This window comes from Streptomyces sp. NPDC006711, assembly GCF_042869775.1.
Lineage (GTDB): Bacteria > Actinomycetota > Actinomycetes > Streptomycetales > Streptomycetaceae > Streptomyces.
Map to the genome: position 1 here is coordinate 300,121 of NZ_JBIAGO010000003.1, position 19,857 is coordinate 319,977.

Sequence of the window (19,857 nt, forward strand, 5' to 3'; positions counted from 1 at the left end):
TCGCAACAATGCAAAGATGGACAGCCAATTGTTGACTCAGATGCAAAATTGCAGTTCAGGAGCCTCGCATGGACCTCAATCTGCTCCGCGTCCTGGACGCCCTGCTCCAGGAGAACAGCGTGACGCGCGCGGCCGAACGCCTCGGCACCTCACCCGCCGCCGTCAGCCGCACGCTGGCCAGGCTCCGCCGCGCGGTCGGTGATCCCCTCCTGGTGCGCGCGGGCCAGGGCATGGTCCCCACTCCGCGCGCCCTTGAACTGCGCGACGAGGTAAGGGCGTTGCTGCGCGGATGCGACAACGTCCTGAGACCGGGCGCCGGTTTCGACGCGGTGCACCTTCAGCGCACGTTCACGCTCCAGGCCACGGATCTGCTTCTGGTGGGTCTCGCCGGCCCCCTTACCGAGCGCGTGCACGCGGAGGCGCCGCATGTGGACGTGGTCTTCCTGCCGGAGTCCGTCGAGGGCGGCCCCGCGCTGCGCCAGGGCTGGGTGGATGTCGAACTGGGCTCGCTCGGGCACCTGGACCCCGAGATCCAGACCCGGGCGCTCGCCCGGATGCCCCTGGTCGGCATCGCGCGGGCCGGGCATCCGCTCTTCGACCGGCCGATCGACGCCCGGAGTTTCGCCGCCGCCGACCACATCGGCATCTCGCGCCTCGGCAAGCGCCTGGGCCCCATCGACAGCGCGCTCGGTGAGCTGGGGCTGCGCCGCCGGGTCGCCGTCGTGGTGCCGAGCCACACCAGCGCGATGATGCTGGCCCGCGAGACGGACCTCGTCGCCCTCACCCTGCCCGACTGGCTCCCGGACACCACGGCCGCCCTGGGCCTGCGCACCTTCCCCATCCCCCTCGACCTGAGCCCCCTCGACCTCGGCATGGCCTGGCACCCTCGCAACGCGGGCGACCCCGGTCATGTGTGGTTCCGCGAGCACGTGGCGGCCTCGGTACTGGAATCCGCACGCGCCGGACGCGTGTGAACGCCGACGGGTCCTGGAGAGCGTCCAGCATGCTCTGACGTCGTGATCCGTACGGCAGAGCGATCCGATCACTCGATCGTGAGTTGCCGCCCCTTCCCGCCCGTCAGGACGCCATGCTCGGCGGCACGGCGTCCGCGCGACGGATGCCGCTTCGGCGTGCGGTCAGTGGTCAGTGGAGGGCATGAGCATGAGGCAGGAACCTGGGGGGCGCGGCGGCCTCGACGGCCGGGCGGTGCTGCTGGCGGCGGGACTCGCCGATCTGGCGGTGACCACCGTGGCCACGGCGCTCGGCACCGTACGGGGACTGCTGCGCCGCTCGGACGCCGGGGAACTGGCGACGGAGGCCGAACACGACCTGATGGCGCGCGGCCGCCTGGCGCTGGCCCGTTACAGCGACGTACCTCCGCCGCACCTGGAGATCCTGGCTCAGCACGTCCTGGCCCGAAAGAGCCTCGATGCCGTCTGACCGGTGGGAGCCGGCCGCCTTCAAGTCCCGTGTGGATGAGGTGCTGAGGGGGTTCGTCGCCGAGGAGGCCGACCGGTTCGCGGCGATCGATCCCCTGCTCGGACCGGTGGCCGAACAACTGGAGTCCTCGCTCGCGGACGGCAAGAGGCTGCGGGCGGCGTTCTGTTACTGGGGCTGGCGCGCGGTGGGCCAGCCCGACGACGGGGCGCTGGTACGGGCCGCGGCGTCCATGGAGCTGGTGCACGCCGCCGCCGTCGTCCACGACGACCTCATCGACGACAGCTCCTTGCGCCACGGCCGTGCCACCGCGCACGTCGCCCTGCTCGACGCCGTACGGCCGGGACCCGGCGGCACCGCCGCGGCCAGGTCGCTGGCGATGCTGGTGGGTGATCTGCTGATGGCGCTGGCCGGGCAGCTGTTCGCCGCCAGCGGTCTGCCGTCCGCGTATCTGGCCCGGGCGCGTCCCCTGTGGTGGGTGATGGCGCGTGAACTGATCGCGGGTGAGTGCCTGGAGATCCTGCGTACGGGAGCCGACCCCGACACCGCCGCATCGCTGAAGGTGATCCGCTACAAGACCGCCAAGTACACCGTGGAACAGCCCTTGTTGATCGGTGGCCTCCTGGCCGGGGCGGGGGCCCGGCTGCGCGAGGGCTATCGCGCGTACGGGCTGCCGCTCGGCGAGGCCTTCCAGTTGCGGGACGATCTGCTCGGCCTGTTCGGCGATCCGAAGCACACCGGCAAGGCCAACGCCGACGACGTACGAGGACACCGCCCCACCGCGCTGCTCGCGGAGACCTGGCGGCTCGCGGACGGCGAGGACCGAAGGACTCTCCGCGCGCTGCTGGGCCGTGGCGACCTGGACGGTGAGGCCCTGGACACGGTCCGCGCGACGATGCGCCGCGTCGGAGCCCCCGACCGCGTCGAGAAGATGATCGCCGCCCGCGTCGAGGAGGCCCTGGGCGTCCTGCACGACTTGGCCGTTCCGCCGCGCGCCGCCGCCGCGCTGACGGCGCTCGCGCATTCGGCGGCGGTCCGCGCGTCCTGAACCCGGGACGGCCCGCGCGGAGGACGACGTCCAACGACCAAGGACATGGAAGACAAAGGAGTTCGCCATGAACCACACCGAGGCGTCGCTGGACGCCCTGAGGCTGACCGGTGACGAACTCGCCGACGCCACCGTCGCCGAACTCTTCGAGCGGGGGGAGGTCGGCACGTTCAACACCCTGATGCGGTACGTCTCCACGGCCGGCGCCCCGCTGCCCGACGGTCTGCCCGCCGTCGCCCGCGAGTACCTTCAGGCCACGAGTCTGCCGCCCGCGTGGGTGGACTGGGGTGAGATGGAGAAGGCCCGGCTGTTCTTCATCGACAACAACGTGCACATCTCCACCGCGCTGTCCTTCGCCTCCATGCCCGCCTGTTACGTCGTGCCGAACGTGGCGAAGCTGCTGTCGACCACCCACGGTCTGAAGTACCCGTCCAAGAGGATGGCGGAGACGGGGCAGTTCACCGTCTATCTGATGCAGCCCGACGCGTTCGAGGCGGGCAGCCGTTTCATCCCTGCGGCCCAGAAGGTGCGCCTGCTGCACGCTTCGATCCGCCACCACCTCAAGCGTGAGAACCGGTGGGACACGGAGGCGCTGGGCACGCCGATCTGTCAGGAGGACCTGATCGGCGGGCAGATGTTCTTCTCGCTCCTCGTCCTCGACAGTCTGCACCGGCTCGGCATCCACATGTCCACGGAGGGCGCGGAGGCTTATTACTACGCGTGGCGCGTGGTCGGCGCCATGCTCGGCGTCGACCAGGAGGCCGTGCCCAAGACGCTCGACGAGGCACGCCAATTCCTCGACCTGTACATGGTCCGGCACATGGGCCCCTCCGACGAGGGCGCGGAACTGACCCGGCAACTCATCGACCTGTACGAGGAGATCGTGCCGGGCACCTTCTTCGACCCGATCGTCTCCGCCCTCATCCGCTACCTGGTCGGAGACACCTGTGCCGACTGGCTCCAGGTGCCCCGCACACCGTGGGACACCGTCGTCAAGGCCGTCCCGCACCTCCTCGGCGTGCTGGAGACCATCGAGGACCGTTCACCGCTCGGCGCGTGGGCGCTGGACCGGCTCGGCCATCTCACCGCCGTGTTCGAGCTGTCCTCGCTGACCCGGGGACGTGTGATGCACTACGCCATCCCGGAACAGCTGAAGAAGGACTTCGGCATCTCCAACACGGTCCCCCGCACCCACCGCTGGACCCCACCGCCCGCCACGGTCCACTGACGACGCCCCCAATCACCGGCCTCACACGGCCCGTTCACAGGGCCGTGGCCCGACCCCGCACCGACAGGTTCTGCGCGCCGAGGCCGATGGCCAGATACGCGTACAACGACGCGGCACCCAGGATCCCCACACCCTCAACCTGGTCGATCCAGAGACCGAGGCCAAGGTGGGCCACCCCGGAGGCCACCCACAGGGCGGTGGTCGCGGGCGTCCCCTTGCGCACCACCGCTCCCTGGGGGTCACGCCAGATCCGTACGGTCCGTGCCCTCAGGACCCCGAAACCGGCGGCCACCACGAGACTCATCGCCAAGAGGACGATGGGCAGCGTTCCGAGGGGGCGCTCCTTGACGACCGATGCGACACCGAAGCCGAGCCCGGTGGCGCCCACCGCGCCGAGGATCGCCGGCGCGAGCAGCGAGCCGGTGCGCCGAACCGGGCGGGTGCGCAGTTGCCGACGTATCACCAGAGCGACGACCAGACCGGCAATGACAAGGGTGGCCCCACTGTTCGAGTCCCGCATGTGCCCTCTCCCCCATGAAGTACGGCTGGGCTCGCCGTCCCGGCCCCCGCCCCTGTGCGAACGTGCACCTCCACGATCACGATCACGACGATATATGCACCGCACCACCCACTGGTCCCCGCTCTCGCGCGGAGCGAGGGCCATGGCGCCGTCGGCGCACGATCCCAACTCCCCCTCGATCACAGCTTCATAACGTCCTGCCACTTCCCTAGCTGTAACATTTCACATATCACATGATGCTCGCCATGAGAAAAGTCTTGGCTCTGCTTTCGGCGGCCGCTGCCGTCATGGCGCTCACGAGTACGTCCGCCGACGCCACGCCCGCCACCGGCGAGCGCGAGGACACCGGGCAGGGGAAGCTCGTCTGGAGCTCCTGCGCCGACCCCACCGCCCCCACGCTCCAATGCGCCCTGCTCGACGTGCCGGTGGACTACGCCGACCCGCACGGCCGCAAGATCAAGATCAAGGTGAACCGGCTCCCCGCCACCGCACCCAAGAGCGAGCAGCAGGGGCCGATCCTGCTCAACCCCGGGGGCCCCGGGGACTCCGGCCTCTGGATGCCCGCCTACATCGCCGGCCAGATCCCCAAGGACGTCGCCTCGGCCTACGACTGGATCGGCTTCGACCCGCGCGGCACCAACGCCAGCGAACCCCATGTCACCTGCGACGCCCACTACTTCGACGGCCCCCGCCCCGACTACCAGGTGAGCCAGGGCACTTCGAAGGCGTGGCTGGCGAAGGCCGCCGGATACGCGGCCGACTGCGCGGCCGACTGGTCCTGGCTCCTGCCGCACATGACCACCGTCGACAACGCCCGCGACATGGACAGCATCCGCCGGGCCCTGGACGCACCGAAGATCAACTTCTACGGCGGCTCCTGGGGCACCTCGCTGGGCTCGACCTACGGCCAGCTCTTCCCCTCGCACGTGCGGCGCATGGTCCTGGACAGCATCGTGGGCCCCACCATCAGCTGGTACGACCACAACGTCCTCCAGGACAAGGAGCACCAGCGCCGCTTCGACGCGTTCGCGGCCTGGACCGCCAAGGCCGACTCCGTCTACCACCTCGGTACGGACGCCGCCGCCGTCGAGAAGGCGTACCAGCAGGTCGAGGCGGGCCTGCGCACCTCGCCGGTCGACGCCGCGCCGGCGCCGGGCAAGATCGGTCCCGCCGAGTTCGAGGACACCTTCTACGGGGGCGGCTACAACTTCCTGCGCTGGCCCCGCATGGCCACCGTGCTCTCGGCCTACCTCACCCATCACGACACCCAGCCCCTGAACGAGGCCTACAACCGCTACGCGGCGCCCGGCGGCGACGACGGCACGTTCCCCGCGTACAACGCGGCGCAGTGCACCGAGAACGCCTGGCCGCGCGACTGGGACTTCTGGCAGAAGGACCAGGCCGAGGTCAACGCCTCGGCGCCCTTCTACACCTACAACAACATGTGGTACAACGCCGCGTGCATGTTCTGGCCGCACGAGGGCAACCCGGCGGGCCGCATGAAGATCACCGGCAAGGGCCTGCCGCCCGTCCTGCTCTTCCAGGCCACGGAGGACGCCGCCACCCCGTACCAGGGCGGCCTCGCGATGCGTGACGCGCTGCCCGGATCCAAGCTGGTCGTCCAGAACGGCGGCAGCTTCCACGAGATCCTGTTCCACGGCAACGCCTGTCTGGACGACACGTTCGCGGACTACCTTCGCGACGGCACCCTCCCCAAGGGCAACGGCCGCATCGCGAAGACCTGCGCGCCCGAGCCCGACCCGGCCCCCTCCTATGTGGCGTCGACCCCGTCCCTGAAGGCGAAGACGGCCCTCAAGCCCCTGTCACCCACCGACCCGGAGGCCATCCACGGCGTCCTGCGCTGAACGCCCATCAATTGCACTGCCAATGGCGGTCGTTGGTGATTGCCGACGACCGCCGATGGGGGCTCGCCCGGCACCTGAGCCCGGGGGACGGCGGGCGCACGCGCCCGCCGGGCCATCGCACTCCGCCCGGCTCGTCCCGGTAGGCTCTTCATCCCTTCCCTCAATTCTTGGTCAAGCCGGCGCCATGCGGGTTTGAGATCACTTGAGGCGCTTCTCGTCACTTTCGAACATTGCGTTCCGCTGTGCACCTTCCGGGGAATGGGCGGCGGCCTTTTCCTCTGTCACGCTGAAGTCGCAGCATGCCAGGGTGAAATGCCATGACGAATGGGCGATTGGGGAGACATGTCGGTCGATACGGGTGCGGAGACGTCAGAGGCGGCGACGGGCGGCCAGCAGAGTCTCGGCACCGCCGCCGCGCGGAACTTGGCGACGACCACCAAATCCGTACCGCAGATGCAGGAGATCAGCTCCCGCTGGCTGCTGCGGACGCTGCCGTGGGTTCAGGTGCAGGGCGGCACCTACCGGGTCAACCGGCGACTGAGCTACACGGTCGGGGACGGCCGGGTCGAATTCATCCAGACCGGCGGCAACGTGCGGGTCATCCCCGCCGAGCTGGGCGAGCTCCCCGCACTGCGCGACTACGACGACGAGGAGACCCTGTCCGAGCTCGCGAACCGCTGTACGCAGCGGGAGTTCGCGGCCGGGGAAACCATCGCGACCTCGGGCACCCCCACGGACCGCGTGTTCCTGCTGGCCCACGGCCGGGTGGGCAAGGTCGGCACCGGCCCCTACGGTGACGAGACGGACCTGGGATTCCTCGCGGACGGCTCCTACTTCGGCGACCGGGCCCTGCTGGACCCCGAGGCCTCGTGGGAGTACACCGTCCGTGCCACGACCACCTGCACGGTGCTCGAACTCACCCGCGCCGACCTCCTCAACCTCGCCGAGCGCTCCGAAAGCCTCAACCGCCACCTCAACAGCGGGTCGGACGAGCCGGAGCGCGCGACCAACAAGTACGGCGAAGCGGCGATCGACCTCTCGGCCGGCCACGTCGGCGAAGCCGTCATCCCGCACACCTTCGTCGACTACGAGAGCTCGCCGCGCGAGTACGAACTCTCCGTCGCCCAGACCGTGCTGAAGGTCCACAGCCGCGTCGCCGACCTCTACAACCAGCCGATGAACCAGACCGAGCACCAGCTCCGTCTGACGGTCGAGGCGCTGCGCGAGCGCCAGGAGTACGAGCTCGTCAACAACCGCGAGTTCGGTCTGCTCAGCAACTGCGACTACGCGCAGCGGATCCAGCCGCACGACGGTGTGCCGAGCCCCGACGACATGGACGAACTGCTCTCGCGCCGCCGTGGCTCCAAGCTGTTCCTCGCCCACCCCAAGGCCATCGCCGCCTTCGGGCGCGAGTGCAACAAGCGCGGCCTGGTGCCCGAGCACGTGGAGATCGACGGACACCGCCTTCCGGCCTGGCGCGGCGTGCCGATCTACCCGTGCGGAAAGATCCCCCTGAGCGAGGCCCGCACGACCTCGATCCTCTGCATGCGTACCGGCGAGGACCAGCAGGGCGTCATCGGCCTGCGCCAGACCGGCATCCCGGACGAGATCGAGCCCGGTCTGTCCGTGCGGTTCATGGGCATCGACGAGCAGGCGATCATCTCCTACCTGGTCACGGCCTACTACTCCGCCGCCATCCTGGTGCCCGACGCGCTCGGCATCCTGGAGAACGTCGAAGTCAGCCGCTGGCGCTGACTCTTCCGCGACACCGGCGGACTCCGCTGCCGGGGCCCGGCCCGGGCTGGCCCCCCGCCTCGGGGCCTTGCGAGCCCCGCGTGGACACGGCGGCGTGGTGCTCCGTCCCTGCGGGCACCACGCCGCCGCCACGGCGCGCGTCCACCGAGGTGCGCGTCGTCCGTGTGGGCCGGCGCTGCCGACAACCCACCCGGACGAGCGAGACCCGTTGCCCCGGCCCGCCCCGCCCGCGTCTTCAGCGCCCGGGCCCAGGCGGCTTCGCGAGCCATCGCGCGCGGAGACGTCCACGGAGACATCCACAGCCGGGCGATGACCAACCGGCTTGCGGGAACCACCCGGCTTGCGGCGGGCAACCAGCATGCGCCGAGGCCGAGTTGGGCGACACGGGGCCGTACGTCATTCCGCGGTGCGCCCGCGTCGCTCCGTGACGCGAACCCGCCGCGGCCGCGCCCGCCCCCAGGCCTGCTCGGCGACCGAACGCGCGCTCGGAACACTTCGCCTCACCACAAGGAGCATTGGATGCCCGTCCCCGACCTCAGTCAGGCGCCGTCACCCACGGTCCGGCAGGGCGTGGCAGCAGCACCTGCCGCGTCCGATGTCGCCGGCACTCCACGGCTGACCCTCCCCTCCGGCCCGCCCGTCCCGCTCCCGGCCGCACCCCCGGAGGCGCCCCCGGTCTCGGTGCCCGACCCCCCGGCGGACGGCCGCGTACCGCCCCCGTCCGTGCCGGAAAGCGCCGTCGCGGAAGCCGCTCCCGAGGGGCCGCCGTCCGCAGCGGTGGGCATGGGCCACGACGTCCTCGACCGTGTGCTGCGGGGCCCCAGCGGCCTGGGCACGAGCGGCCTTCGCCTGGTCCCGTCCGCCGAGGCGCCGCACTCCCCCACCGCCGTGCCGGGGCTCTACCACCACCCGGTGGCGGAGCCCGACCCGGTGCGGGTGGCCGAGGTGAGCCGACGGATCAAGGACTGGGCGGTGCACGAGGTCGAGCTGTACCCACCGGAGTGGGAGGACCAGTTCGACGGATTCGCGCTCGGCCGTTACATGGTCGCCTGCCATCCCGACGCCCCCACGGTGGACCATCTGATGCTCGCGACGCGGCTGATGGCCGCGGAGAACGCGCTCGACGACTGCTACTGCGAGGACCATGGCGGCTCACCCGTCGGTCTCGGCGGACGCCTGCTGCTGGCACACACCGCCCTCGACCCGCTCCACACCACACGCGAACACCAGGCGCCCTGGGCCCAGTCACTCTTCAGCGACGCCCCCCGCCGGGCCTACCGCTCCGCGATGGACTACTTCGTGCGGGCCGCGAGCGCGTCGCAGGCGGACCGTTACCGCCATGACATGGCCCGACTCCACCTGGGCTATCTCGCCGAGGCCGCCTGGGCGCAGACGGAGTACATGCCCGAGGTCTGGGAGTACCTGGCGATGCGGCAGTTCAACAACTTCCGGCCGTGCCCCACCATCACGGACACGGTCGGCGGCTACGAACTGCCCGCGGATCTCCACGCACGGCCCGCCATGCAGCGGGTCATCGCACTCGCATCGAACGCCACGACCATCGTCAACGACCTCTACTCCTACACCAAGGAACTCGACTCCCCCGGCGTGCATCTGAACCTGCCCGTGGTGATCGCGGACCGCGAGAAGTGCGACGCCCGCGAGGCGTACCTCAAAGCGATCGAGATCCACAACGAGCTCATGCGCGACTTCGAGGCCGAGGCCGCCGGCCTCACCGCGGCCTGTCCGGCCCCCCAGGTGATCCGGTTCCTGCGAGGAGTGGCGGCCTGGGTGGACGGCAACCACCACTGGCACCAGACGAACACCTACCGATACACCCTGCCCGACTTCTGGTAAATGAAGGGGACCCACCGTGTCCACCAATGTCGAACCCACCACCAACGCCGCGGGCACCATCCCCGCTCCGGCCACGCCCTACCAGGACGACATCGCTCGTTACTGGGACCACGAGGCACGGCCGGTCAACCTGCGCCTCGGCGATGTCGACGGGCTCTACCACCACCACTACGGCATCGGGGACGTGGACGAGTCCGCGCTCGGGGAGCCGGGCGCGCCCGACCGGGAGACGCGGCTGGTCGCCGAGCTGCACCGGCTCGAATCCGCGCAGTCCGATGTACTCCTCGACCACCTCGGCCCGATCAAGCAGGGCGACACCCTGGTGGACGCCGGCTGCGGGCGCGGCGGCTCCATGGTCATGGCGCACCAGCGCTTCGGGTGCACGGTCGAGGGCGTGACCCTCTCGGCCAAGCAGGCCGACTTCGCCAACCAGCGCGCCCGCGACCTCGGCATCGACAGCTCCGTCCGCGCCCAGGTCCGCAACATGCTGGACATGCCGTTCGCCACCGGGCAGGCCGCGGGCTCGTGGAACAACGAGTCGAGCATGTACGTCGATCTGCACGACCTCTTCGCCGAGCACGCCCGCATCCTCACGCCGGGCGGCCGGTATGTGACCATCACCGGCTGCTGGAACCCCATCTACGGGCAGCCCTCGAAGTGGGTGTCGCAGATCAACGCGCACTTCGAGTGCAACATCCACTCGCGCCGCGAGTACCTGCGGGCCATGGCCGACAACCGGCTGGTCCCGCAGGCGGTCGTCGACCTGACGCCGGCGACGCTGCCGTACTGGGAGCTGCGGGCCACCTCGTCCCTCGTCACGGGCATCGAGGATGCCTTCATCAACTCCTACAAGGACGGCTCCTTCCAGTACGTCCTGATCGCGGCCGACCGCGTCTGAGCGGCAGGGCTCGCGGAGCTCCTGGTGGACGGTGTGCCCACGCGGCACACCGGACGCCGGGAGCTCCGGTCTTTCGCGGGGTGCGGGCGTTTGGGCGTTCGGGCGGTGGAGTCGGGCGTGGGGGCGTTTGCGCGGTGGAGTCGGGGGCAGGTGCGGTTCGTGCTTCGGACCGCAGGCACGCCGACAGGACCCGTATGTCCTGGGCGCGCCAGGTCCTGGTGCGGCTCGGGACCGGGCCGACGGCAGTCATGACAGCCGTTCCCGATGCCCAAGGAGCTCTCATGCCCACGACCGCCCGCCACCAGCACAACCACCATGACGCCCCCGACACCGCGGCGGCTTTCACCCGCCTTGAGACCCTGGAGCCCGGGCCCGAGCACGACGCCCTGCGGGACGAACTCGTGGTCCAGTGGATGCCGATGGCCCAGCGCCTCGCGGGCAAGTACCGCAATCGTGGCGCGGAGATCGAGGATCTGCGCCAGGTGGCCGCGATGGGCCTGGTCAAGGCGGTGGACCGGTACGAGGCCGCGCGGGGCGCGTTCGAGGCGTACGCGATACCGACCATCAACGGTGAACTCAAACGGCACTTCCGCGACTCCTTGTGGGCGGTGCACGTTCCCCGCCGGGTGCAGGAGCTCCGCAACAAGGTGCGCACCGCCCGCCGCGACCTCACGACCGCGCGGCCCGGCGAGCCCAGCATCGCCGAACTCGCCGCCCACTGCGGTCTCGACGAGGCGGAAGTCCGCGACGGCCTGGAAGCCCTTGACTCCTTCAGAACCCTCTCGCTCGACGCGGAGTTCCGCGCCGACGGCGGTGAGGGGGACGGACCGGCCCTCGCCGACACCCTCGGCACGGCCGAGCCCGGTTTCGAGACCGTCCTCGACCGTGAGGCGGTCAAGCCCGCGCTGCGGGCGCTGCCCGAGCGCGAGTCGCGGATCTTGTACATGCGGTTCTTCGCCGACATGACGCAGCATCAGATAGCCACCGAACTCGGCATCTCCCAGATGCATGTGTCCCGCCTCCTCAGCCGCACCTGCTCGCGCGTCCGCAGCCAGGCCCTGGCCGGACACCGGGATGCGGCCTGAGCCCGTGCCACGCGGGCCGCGTACGGCCCCTGGAGCACCGCGTCGAAAAGAGGTGGTGTGGCACGCCGCCCGTCGAGGAAGATCGCGCCATGACCGTCTTCCTTCGGACCGAACGGCTCGCACTGCGCCCGTTCACCACCGCCGACGCCGACCACCTCTTCGCCCTGGACAACGATCCCGAGGTGATGCGGTTCATCAACGGCGGCCGGCCCACCACCCTGGAAGCGATCCGGACGCGGACGCTGCCCCGGCTGCTGCACGACCACCCCTGCTGGGAGAACCGGGGCTTCTGGGCCGCCGAGGAGCGGGCCACCGGGGCTTTCCTCGGCTGGTTCGAGTTCCGTCCTCTCGACGACAACGACCCGGCCACCGTCGAGCTGGGATACCGGCTCAACAGGGCTTCCTGGGGCAGGGGTTACGCCACCGAGGGCTCCCGGGCCCTGATCGACAAGGGGTTCACCGAGCTCGGGGTGGAGTCGGTCACCGCGAACACCATGACGGTGAACGCCGGGTCCCGGCGCGTGATGGAGAAGTCGGGTCTGCTGTTCCTGCGGAGTTTCACGGGCGACTGGCCCGAGGCGATCCCGGGATCCGAGCACGGCGAAGTCGAGTACCTGCTCACCAGGGCCGATTGGCAGCGGCGGCGCCCGGGTGACGCCGAGGGGGCGTCCGAATAGGGTTGCCGCAGACGGGAGTTGGGGCGCCCCGCGTCGCTCTTCAGGCGGTCGGATTCCGGCCCGGGACTGGAAGTTAAACCGGGCGGTATGTACCTTCGAGACTGCTGGAGGCGCAGGGCGCACATCCGTCGCGCCTCGCCGAAAGCGGACCCTGGGGGGCGTCATGTCAACAAGCGCGTTCCGGCCGCAGGCGCCGGTGGGCCGCACGTCGAGAACCGACGACACGGGCCCGCCCGGCCACCCCCTGACCCGTCGCCCACCGCTCACCGCGACGGTCCCCAAGGAATTCGTGCACCGCGCCCAGATGGCCGACGTCCTGCTCACCGGCTGGCGGCGCCTCGACGACACCCGAATCGCCGTCAGCGCCCAACTCCCGCGAGAACACCGCTTCTACGCGCCTGTCGGCGGGACCCACTACGACCCCTTACTGCTCGCCGAGGCCATCCGTCAGGTCGGCGCCCTCGTGGCCCACGCGGGATTCGAGGTGCCGCTCGGCCAGCAGTTCGTGATGAACGACCTGACGGTGTCCGTGCTGCCGGGGCACCTGCGGGTCGGCGACACTCCGGCGCGGCTCGACATCGACGTGACCTGCCGCGAAGTGCAGTGGCGCGGGGGCGTGTTCACCGGGACGCGCTACGACGTCGAGATCCGCGACGGCGCGGGGCCCGTCGCCGCCGGGGGTGCCCAGTACACGTGCGTGGCCCCGAAGGTGTACCGGCGGCTGCGGGGCGAGCGACTGCTGGCCGACGCGGGGACCGCGCTCCACCTGACCGCTCCCGTCTCGCCGCAGAGCGTGGGCCGCATGTCACCCGTCGACGTGGTCCTCTCCCCCACCGCTCGGGCCGGCCAATGGCTGTTGCGCGTGGACACCCGCCATCCGGCCCTCTTCGACCACCCGGTCGACCATGTGCCGGGCATGGTCCTGATCGAGGCCGCCCGCCAGGCCGCGACCACACTGCTGCACGCCGCGGAGCCGCAGCGCCCGGCCCTGCTGCCGTCGCGTATCGCGAGTGAGTTCCTTCGCTACACCGAGCTGGACAGCCCCTGCCTCATCGAGGCCTGCCCGGTCTCCGGCGGCCCGGGCGAGGACGTGGTGGTGGTGACGGGCTCGCAGGACGGCGCGCAGGTCTTCCGCTGCGTGATCACGGTGCCGGCCATCCGTCCGTGACGTGGTCAGGCCAAGGGGGCGGGCCTGCACGTTCGCCGTCGTCTCCGCCCCATCGTCTCCGTAGCGCCTCAGCACCTCGGCGCAGGCCCCGACGCGCACAGCGTACGCAACGGGATACAGTGTGCGCTGACGGGGCTCCACCAAGGGGAGTTCTCTCCCGAGCGCGTCCCTGGCGCCCCGGTGTGTGGATCCATGGAGACGAGGAGCGGGCCGGATGTCCAGCGATGAGCAGCAGGTGATTCCGTCGGTGTGGACCCGTCCGCGCGGGCGGCGCGAGCAGCCGGCGCTGAGCCGGAAGCACATCGTCGCGGAGGCCGTGCGCCTGCTGGACGCCGAGGGGATCGAGGCGCTGAGCATGCGCAAGCTCGGCACCCGGCTCGACGCGGGAGCCACCTCGCTCTACCGGCACGTGGCCAGCAAGGACGAGCTCATCGAGCTGGTCGTGGACGAGGTGTACGGCGAACTCGACGAGCCGGACGGCGAGTTCGGCCCGCACTGGCGGGACGCCACCACACGGCGCGCCCACGGCGTGCGGGCGATGATCCTCCAGCACCCCTGGATCGCCTCGGTGCTGGGCGAGGTCGGAGTCGCCTACCTCGGGCCCAACTTGATGCGCCTGACGGACCGAATGATCGCGACCTTCCAGACCGCCGGGTTCCCGCTGGCCGAGTCCGACCACGCGGTGCACGCGCTCTTCGCGTACGTGACGGGGACGGCGATCAGCGAGGCGGCCTGGCTGACCATGCTCGCGCGCAGCGGGCAGACCGAGCAGGAGTGGACGGAGCGGCTGTGGCCGGCGGCCGAAGAGGCCGCACAGGCGTACCCCCGGCTGCGGGAGGGCTATGCCGACCAGCGGGGCAAGGATCCGAAGGCCATCCGGGACCAGAACTTCGCGTACGGACTCGACCGCTTTCTGGACGGCCTCGAAGTCAGGCTCGGCCGCGTGGGGCCGAACTCCGTGTGACCGGCGTACGCCGCGCGTCACATGAGGGGGCGCGCTGCCGCTGTCCTGAATCGATCGCCGCAGCCCCATAGAAAACCGCGCGATCGGTTTGGTAGTGTCCTGGTGCCGTCGGGGCGCGGAGCCCAGCTCGCGTCCACGGCCTCGGCACCGGGGCGCGGAACGCGCCCGGACGGAAGCGGCGACGGCCCACCCTTCGGCGGACCGGTCCGTCCCGCCCAGCGAGAGAGCGTCTTGATGGCCATGCAGCAACGGGCGGTGCGCACGCGCGAGGCGCTGATAGAGGCGGCCGCCGAGCAGTTCGACCGGGACGGGTTCGAGACCACGTCGCTGGCCACGGTCAGCGCCCGCGCGGGGGTGAGCAACGGGGCGCTGCACTTCCACTTCGCGAGCAAGGCGGCCCTGGCCGGCGCGGTCCGCGAGACGGCCGCCGGGCGGCTGCGGAGGATCACCGAAGGCGCATCCGCGCGCGACGGGGCGCTCCAGCTCCTGATAGACGCCAGCCACGCGCTGGTCGGAGGGCTGCACCAGGACGTCGTGCTGCGGGCCGGCTTCGACCTCGACGACGGCCCGGAACTCCCGGGCCGGGAGCAGAACTTGCACCGCGCCTGGCAGGACTGGGTGGAGGAGGCGTTCACGCGGGCGCGCGGCGAGGGGGCGCTGGCCCCGGACGTCTCTCCGCAGGACGCGGCGCTCACGGTGATGGCGGCGGTCACCGGGTTCGAGGCGCTGGGCGGCCAGGACACGCATGGGCTTGCGCGGGCCAAGGTGACGGGCTTCTGGGCGCTGCTGCTGCCCCGCCTCGCGCGGGAGCCCGCGCTCAGCCGGCTGGTGGCGTCGGGCACCGCGTCCGAGGCGCGCTGACCGGAGCCACCGCCACCGGGCCCTCAACCCCCGCCCCATCGGGGCGGGTTCGGGGCTCTCGGCTCAGCCCGCGATCGCGAAGAGGCCCGGCTCGAAGGCGGGTGCGGCCAGACTGGGCATGACCAGACGCCAGAATTTGGCGAGCGAGTCCGGGGGCGCGGACCACGGGTCCTTGCGGGCGAGCAGGCCCAGACCGGTCGTGGTCGCCGCGATGGTGGAGACCGCGGCCGCCAGATCCACCTCGTCGGCGAGCAGGCCCTCCGCGCGGGCCTCGGTGAGCAACTGCCGTACGCATTCCTGCCACTCCTGTCGCAGATCCCGGTGCCGGGGGCGCCCCGGCTCACCGCCCAGCCGGAGCCCGGCCCGCGCGACGACATCGCGGTGCAGCTGGCCGGCCAGGGCGTACGAGATGCCGGTGAGCCTCTGGAGGGCGTTCATTGCCGGGCGCTGGGCGACCCGGGCGGCGCGGTGCAGGCTCGTGGCGGCCGCTCGCTCCACGGCGTCGGCCAGCGCCGCCTTGTTCTCGAAGTGGAAATGGAGCGCCCCAAGGCTTGCTCCCGCGTCCTTGCTGATGGTGGCGAGCCTGGCGCGTACGTATCCGTGCCGCTCGAAGGACTCGGCGGCGGAGCACATCAGTGCCTGGCGGGTGCGCACGGCACGTTCCTGTCTCATACCGGGGCTCCTCGGGGCTGGACTGCGATGAAATTATCAAACCAGCTTCGCGGTTTTTCAACCAGGAGTCTCGCACGGCTTCTCGCGCCACCTCGGCCGGATCTTGACGGCGGTGGCCGGGTTTACGCGGACCGGCGTCACAGACTGGTGAGCACCTGCGGGGAGAGGATCTTGATCATGGTGTTGGTCCAGCGCATCTGACGCAGGGTCTCGGGATGGCACGACGAGACGAGATCGAGGAGAGCGGCGTCCCTAGGGGGTGCCTGGTGGACCATGGCCGAGCATCACCCAGTGCAGCGAGTTCTCGGAGGCGGCCAGATGCAGTTCGCGCAGGTCCCGCAGCAGGAGCAGCCCCGGCTCCGGGAGGCGGCCCACGGCGTCCGCCGCCTTCTTCCTGAGCGTCGTAAGGACGCCGGAGGTGCCGGCGTCGTGCGGCTCGGCCAGGTCGAGGGCGTGGTCACGGGCCACGTCCGCGAGCCGGGCGACGTGTTCGCGGGACCAGGCGGCGAGGGCGAGGGCGACGTGGTGGACCTCGTGCTCGGTGCGATGGCGTTCGGCCACCGTCACCAGCTCATCCGCCAGGTCGCTTTCGCCGTGGTGTTGTGCTGCGCAGAACCAGCTGGACGCCCTTCACGCGCCGCTCCCTTCACGCGTGTCGTCGTACGCCTGGGAGGCGTACGCGGTCGGCCCGCCCACGGTGGCGGTGCCGCTCCCGGCCCGCGCGGGCGCGGACGCAGCCGTCGTGGGCGCGGAGTTGTCCGCCTCGTCCCCGCGCGCCACGAGCCGCAGCGCGGCCGCCGCGGTCTTGAACAGGGGCTGCTTGGAGACCGGGTCCCAGTCGGTGACCGTCGTCTCGTTGGCGGCGCGCCCCGGCGTTCCCTCCCCTGGACCGTGGCCCGCCGGGGTGTCCCAGTAGCCGTAGTGGAAGGGCACGAACAGCAGGCCGGCCCGGATGTCGGTGACCCTCAGGCGGGCCCGCAGCGAGCCGCGCGGGGTGACCACCTCCATCAAGTCCCCCTCGCACCAGCCGAGTTCGTCCGTGCCCTCGGCCGATGCCTCCACCCAGACGTCCGGAGCGACGGCGTTGAGCTGGGGGGCGCGGCCGGTCTTCGTACGGGTGTGGAAGTGGTAGATGGTCCGCCCGGTGGTGAGCTGGAAGGGGTAGGCCTCGCTCGGTTCCTCGTGCGGCGGCAGATAGCCGGCCGCCTTCAACAGGGCCTTGCCGTCCGGGTTGAGCGAGCGGTATTCGACGACGGTGGTGGACGCGCCGGTCACCAGGTCCTTGCCGTAGGACTCGCACATGTCGGGATGGGCCCAGCTGATCCCGTCCGTGTACAACCGGTCGGTGCCCTCGGGGAACTCCTCGTTGCAGGGCCACTGGATGCCGCTGCCGCGGCGCAGCCCCGCGTAGGTGATACCGGTGTAGTCGCACGGCCGGCCCGCGCTGCACCGCTTCCACGCCTCGAAGGCGGACTAGGGGGTGTCTGGTGGATCAGGGTCGGTCAGGGCGCGGCGTCTGGTGCGGTGCATCGCAAGGCGCCGGAGCGTCTCGATAGCGGAGCTATCGGGGCGATTCGGCAACGCCGCGAGGTGCCGTGCCAGACGCCGCGCCCCCGGCCATGGTCCACCAGACACCCCCTAGGGGTCGTGCCAGGTGACGAGGGGGCCGCCGTCCTTGTCCTTGAAACCCATGCGGGAGGCGTAGTCGAGGAAGATGTCCAGGTCGGGCCTGGCCTCGCCGGGTGGTTCGACGGCCTTGTCGCAGATGTGGACGGTCCGGTCGGCATTGGTGAACGTGCCGGTCTTCTCGCCCCAGGTGGCGGCGGGCAGCACCACGTCGGCGAGCTGGACGGTCTCGGTCAGGAAGAGGTCCTGGACCACCACGAACAGGCGGTCCTGGGCCAGGATCGAGCGGATGCGGGCGAGTTCGGGCAGGGAGACGGCGGGGTTGGTGCCGCTGATCCACAGCATGCGGATCGAGCCCTGCTCGGCGTAGCGGAACATCTGCATGGCGTGGGTCGGCGGGCCGTAGTGCGGGATCGTTTCCGGCGTGACGTTCCAGACCTTCGCCAGGTCGGCGACGTGCTGGTCGTTCTCCCAGTTGCGAAAGCCGGGCAGGTCTCCGTTGGCGCCGCATTGGCGGGTGTTCTGGGCGGTGGGCTGCCCGTTCATCTGGAGGACTCCGGCGCCGGGGCGGCCGAGCATCCCCCGGATCAGATGCAGGTTGTTGATCTGTACGGCGGCGGCCGTGGCCCGGTGGGACCGGTAGACGCCCTGGAGCACCGTGGACAGCAGCCGCTCGGCGGAGCCGAGGATGTCCGCGGCCTCCCGGATGGCGCCGGCCGGCACGTCGCAGATCCCGGCCGCCCACTCCGGCGTGCGGTCCGCCATGCGCTTCTTGAGCTCGTCGAAGCCCACGGTGTGGGCGGCGATGTACTCCTGGTCGATACGGCCGGTACGGATGATCTCGTGCAGCAGGGCGTCGAGCAGCGCCACATTGGTCCCGCCGCGCGGCGGGAGGTGCACGGTGGCAAGGCGGGCCGCCGGGGTGGGCCTCGGGTCCACACACACACCAGCCGGGGCGGATCGTCGCCGCTCAGCCGGTCCAGGACCCGCATCCACTGCACGGGCTGGGTCTCGGGGAGGTTGTGCCCGAACAGGGCGATGACGTCCGCGTGGTCGATGTCGTCGAAACTGCCCGGCTGCCCGTCGCAGCCGAAGGACTCCTTCAGCGCTCCGGCCGCGGTCGAGGTGCACATACGGGTGTTTCCGTCGAGGTGGTTGGTGCCGATGCCGCCACGGGCGAGCACGGCGAGCGTGTAGTACTCCTCGAGGAAGAGCTGGCCGCTGGTGTAGAAGCCGATCGAGCCCGGCCCGCGCTGGTCCAGCAGGTCCTGGGACCGCGCGGCCACTCTGCTCATCGCGGTCTCCCAGTCACACGGCACCAGTCGGCCGCCTTCGCGGATCAAAGGGCGGGTGAGCCGGTCCCCTGAGCTGTTGGCCTGCCATCCGAACAGGTCCTTGGGTCCGAGGCGGCCGTGGTTGACCCGGTCCGACGCGAGGCCGCGTACGCCGACCATGCGGTCGTCCTTGACCGCGATGTCCATGGCGTCGCCGTCGGAGTGCAGGATCGACGCGGCCCGTACCCACCGCCGCACCTCGTCCGGTGCGATCCCGTCGGCCAGATATGTGTCGACGCGCTCGGGCCACTTTCCGTGCCGTCCATAGGGCGTGCGGGTGCCCCAGGGCTCCGCGATCCGGTCCACAGATGTGTCCACGACGTGCCTCCAGGTCACCCGACCGGCACCGGTGCGGCGGCACCCGGTGCGGCGATCGTCCATGGGTACCCGACCGCGACGGGCTGTAACGCCGGCACCAGTGGCATCACCCGCCGGTGTGCGGGCCCGGGCGCCGGAGTCAGGCCGAGGGGCCGCCGCTGCCGAACGCCCCGCTCCGGCCCTCGTTGGCCGGCGGCGACTGGTCCTTCGCCGTGCGGGTGCCCTGGTTGCCGAACCCGGGCATGTCGTGCGGGGTGAGGCGGTCGCCGTCACGCGGAACCTCGGCGGGTTCACGGCGTTCGCTCACCTCAGCCACCGGGCCGGAGGCCGGCAGGCGTGGCTGCTCCTCGGGGCGCGGAGGAGTCGTCCGGCGGGCCTGGCGCCGCCGTCCCCACCACACGGCCCCGATCAACGCGGCCACCAGCACCACACCGACAGCGAGCGGGACCGCGCCGATCACCAGACCGTGATTGAGGGCCAGTTGCATGCTGAGACACATCATGTGCTGCGGGTACCCCGGGAGTCCCCGCGAAACAGCCGGGCA

Annotated in this window: 16 protein-coding genes and 3 pseudogenes; 13 read left to right on the forward strand and 6 right to left on the reverse strand. The window is 70.9% G+C overall.

What is annotated here, in order from left to right; translation table 11 throughout:
- Positions 1-68: 68 nt before the first annotated feature.
- The 4 genes from ACFYM2_RS09095 to ACFYM2_RS09110 all read left to right on the forward strand — a co-directional run bounded on the left by ACFYM2_RS09095 (position 69) and on the right by ACFYM2_RS09110 (position 3,713).
- Positions 69-974, forward strand: a complete 906-nt coding sequence (locus tag ACFYM2_RS09095) for a LysR family transcriptional regulator (protein WP_359003388.1) — start codon at positions 69-71, stop codon at positions 972-974.
- A gap of 187 nt (positions 975-1,161) precedes the next feature.
- Positions 1,162-1,440 (forward strand): polyprenyl synthetase, encoded by a 279-nt coding sequence (locus ACFYM2_RS09100; RefSeq protein ID WP_359003386.1) that lies wholly within the window; start codon positions 1,162-1,164, stop codon positions 1,438-1,440.
- Entirely contained in the window at positions 1,430-2,485 is a 1,056-nt protein-coding gene (locus tag ACFYM2_RS09105; protein WP_359003384.1) for a polyprenyl synthetase family protein, read from the forward strand. The genes ACFYM2_RS09100 and ACFYM2_RS09105 overlap by 11 nt, the downstream gene beginning before the upstream one ends.
- 67 nt (positions 2,486-2,552) lie before the next feature.
- Positions 2,553-3,713: an oxygenase MpaB family protein gene (locus ACFYM2_RS09110; RefSeq protein WP_359003382.1), complete on the forward strand. Its 1,161-nt coding sequence runs from the start codon at positions 2,553-2,555 to the stop codon at positions 3,711-3,713.
- A gap of 34 nt (positions 3,714-3,747) precedes the next feature.
- On the opposite strand, the gene ACFYM2_RS09115 is transcribed toward ACFYM2_RS09110, so the two are convergent.
- Positions 3,748-4,233, reverse strand: coding sequence for a hypothetical protein (locus tag ACFYM2_RS09115; RefSeq protein WP_388834642.1), 486 nt, complete (start codon positions 4,231-4,233; stop codon positions 3,748-3,750).
- 245 nt (positions 4,234-4,478) lie between these two features.
- On the opposite strand from ACFYM2_RS09115, the gene ACFYM2_RS09120 reads away from it, so the two are divergent.
- The 9 genes from ACFYM2_RS09120 (at position 4,479) to ACFYM2_RS09160 (ending at position 15,363) form a co-directional block, all read left to right on the forward strand.
- Positions 4,479-6,098, forward strand: coding sequence for an alpha/beta hydrolase (locus ACFYM2_RS09120; protein WP_388834645.1), 1,620 nt, complete (start codon positions 4,479-4,481; stop codon positions 6,096-6,098).
- Between the two features lie 342 nt (positions 6,099-6,440).
- Positions 6,441-7,853, forward strand: a complete 1,413-nt coding sequence (locus ACFYM2_RS09125; RefSeq protein ID WP_388834647.1) for a family 2B encapsulin nanocompartment shell protein — start codon at positions 6,441-6,443, stop codon at positions 7,851-7,853.
- 519 nt (positions 7,854-8,372) lie between these two features.
- A complete protein-coding gene (locus ACFYM2_RS09130) occupies positions 8,373-9,710 on the forward strand; it encodes a family 2 encapsulin nanocompartment cargo protein terpene cyclase (RefSeq protein ID WP_388834650.1) in 1,338 nt (445 codons plus the stop codon).
- Positions 9,711-9,726: 16 nt separating this feature from the next.
- Positions 9,727-10,608, forward strand: a complete 882-nt coding sequence (locus tag ACFYM2_RS09135) for a geranyl diphosphate 2-C-methyltransferase (RefSeq protein WP_359003374.1) — start codon at positions 9,727-9,729, stop codon at positions 10,606-10,608.
- A 281-nt stretch (positions 10,609-10,889) separates the two neighbouring features.
- Complete coding sequence (locus ACFYM2_RS09140; protein WP_359003372.1) at positions 10,890-11,693, forward strand: SigB/SigF/SigG family RNA polymerase sigma factor; 804 nt, start codon at positions 10,890-10,892, stop codon at positions 11,691-11,693.
- 89 nt (positions 11,694-11,782) lie between these two features.
- Positions 11,783-12,370, forward strand: coding sequence for a GNAT family N-acetyltransferase (locus ACFYM2_RS09145; RefSeq protein ID WP_388834654.1), 588 nt, complete (start codon positions 11,783-11,785; stop codon positions 12,368-12,370).
- A 163-nt stretch (positions 12,371-12,533) separates the two neighbouring features.
- Positions 12,534-13,538 (forward strand): ScbA/BarX family gamma-butyrolactone biosynthesis protein, encoded by a 1,005-nt coding sequence (locus ACFYM2_RS09150; protein WP_388834657.1) that lies wholly within the window; start codon positions 12,534-12,536, stop codon positions 13,536-13,538.
- A gap of 214 nt (positions 13,539-13,752) precedes the next feature.
- On the forward strand, positions 13,753-14,502 hold the full coding sequence (locus ACFYM2_RS09155) for a TetR/AcrR family transcriptional regulator (protein WP_359003367.1): 750 nt from the start codon (positions 13,753-13,755) through the stop codon (positions 14,500-14,502).
- 234 nt (positions 14,503-14,736) lie between these two features.
- Positions 14,737-15,363, forward strand: a complete 627-nt coding sequence (locus tag ACFYM2_RS09160; RefSeq protein WP_388834660.1) for a ScbR family autoregulator-binding transcription factor — start codon at positions 14,737-14,739, stop codon at positions 15,361-15,363.
- A 63-nt stretch (positions 15,364-15,426) separates the two neighbouring features.
- Here the strand turns inward: ACFYM2_RS09160 and ACFYM2_RS09165 are convergent, their stop codons facing one another.
- The 5 genes and pseudogenes from ACFYM2_RS09165 to ACFYM2_RS09185 form a co-directional block, all read right to left on the reverse strand.
- Positions 15,427-16,035: a ScbR family autoregulator-binding transcription factor gene (locus ACFYM2_RS09165; RefSeq protein ID WP_388459249.1), complete on the reverse strand. Its 609-nt coding sequence runs from the start codon at positions 16,033-16,035 to the stop codon at positions 15,427-15,429.
- Between the two features lie 137 nt (positions 16,036-16,172).
- Positions 16,173-16,669: pseudogene (locus ACFYM2_RS09170) on the reverse strand (hypothetical protein).
- A pseudogene (locus ACFYM2_RS09175) lies at positions 16,666-17,514 on the reverse strand (molybdopterin oxidoreductase family protein); the annotation flags it as partial. The pseudogenes ACFYM2_RS09175 and ACFYM2_RS09170, both read right to left, overlap by 4 nt.
- Before the next feature lie 165 nt (positions 17,515-17,679).
- Positions 17,680-19,313, reverse strand: a pseudogene (locus ACFYM2_RS09180) (molybdopterin-dependent oxidoreductase); the annotation flags it as partial.
- 139 nt (positions 19,314-19,452) lie between these two features.
- Complete coding sequence (locus ACFYM2_RS09185; protein WP_388834663.1) at positions 19,453-19,800, reverse strand: DUF6479 family protein; 348 nt, start codon at positions 19,798-19,800, stop codon at positions 19,453-19,455.
- Positions 19,801-19,857 lie beyond the last annotated feature (57 nt).

Coding starts and splice junctions, on each gene's coding strand:
- ACFYM2_RS09095 (WP_359003388.1), top strand. CDS start 69: ATGGACCTCAATCTGCTCCGCGTCCTGGACGCCCTGCTCCAGGAGAAC.
- ACFYM2_RS09100 (WP_359003386.1), top strand. CDS start 1,162: ATGAGGCAGGAACCTGGGGGGCGCGGCGGCCTCGACGGCCGGGCGGTG.
- ACFYM2_RS09105 (WP_359003384.1), top strand. CDS start 1,430: ATGCCGTCTGACCGGTGGGAGCCGGCCGCCTTCAAGTCCCGTGTGGAT.
- ACFYM2_RS09110 (WP_359003382.1), top strand. CDS start 2,553: ATGAACCACACCGAGGCGTCGCTGGACGCCCTGAGGCTGACCGGTGAC.
- ACFYM2_RS09115 (WP_388834642.1), bottom strand. CDS start 4,233: ATGCGGGACTCGAACAGTGGGGCCACCCTTGTCATTGCCGGTCTGGTC.
- ACFYM2_RS09120 (WP_388834645.1), top strand. CDS start 4,479: ATGAGAAAAGTCTTGGCTCTGCTTTCGGCGGCCGCTGCCGTCATGGCG.
- ACFYM2_RS09125 (WP_388834647.1), top strand. CDS start 6,441: ATGTCGGTCGATACGGGTGCGGAGACGTCAGAGGCGGCGACGGGCGGC.
- ACFYM2_RS09130 (WP_388834650.1), top strand. CDS start 8,373: ATGCCCGTCCCCGACCTCAGTCAGGCGCCGTCACCCACGGTCCGGCAG.
- ACFYM2_RS09140 (WP_359003372.1), top strand. CDS start 10,890: ATGCCCACGACCGCCCGCCACCAGCACAACCACCATGACGCCCCCGAC.
- ACFYM2_RS09145 (WP_388834654.1), top strand. CDS start 11,783: ATGACCGTCTTCCTTCGGACCGAACGGCTCGCACTGCGCCCGTTCACC.
- ACFYM2_RS09150 (WP_388834657.1), top strand. CDS start 12,534: ATGTCAACAAGCGCGTTCCGGCCGCAGGCGCCGGTGGGCCGCACGTCG.
- ACFYM2_RS09155 (WP_359003367.1), top strand. CDS start 13,753: ATGTCCAGCGATGAGCAGCAGGTGATTCCGTCGGTGTGGACCCGTCCG.
- ACFYM2_RS09160 (WP_388834660.1), top strand. CDS start 14,737: ATGGCCATGCAGCAACGGGCGGTGCGCACGCGCGAGGCGCTGATAGAG.
- ACFYM2_RS09165 (WP_388459249.1), bottom strand. CDS start 16,035: ATGAGACAGGAACGTGCCGTGCGCACCCGCCAGGCACTGATGTGCTCC.
- ACFYM2_RS09185 (WP_388834663.1), bottom strand. CDS start 19,800: ATGCAACTGGCCCTCAATCACGGTCTGGTGATCGGCGCGGTCCCGCTC.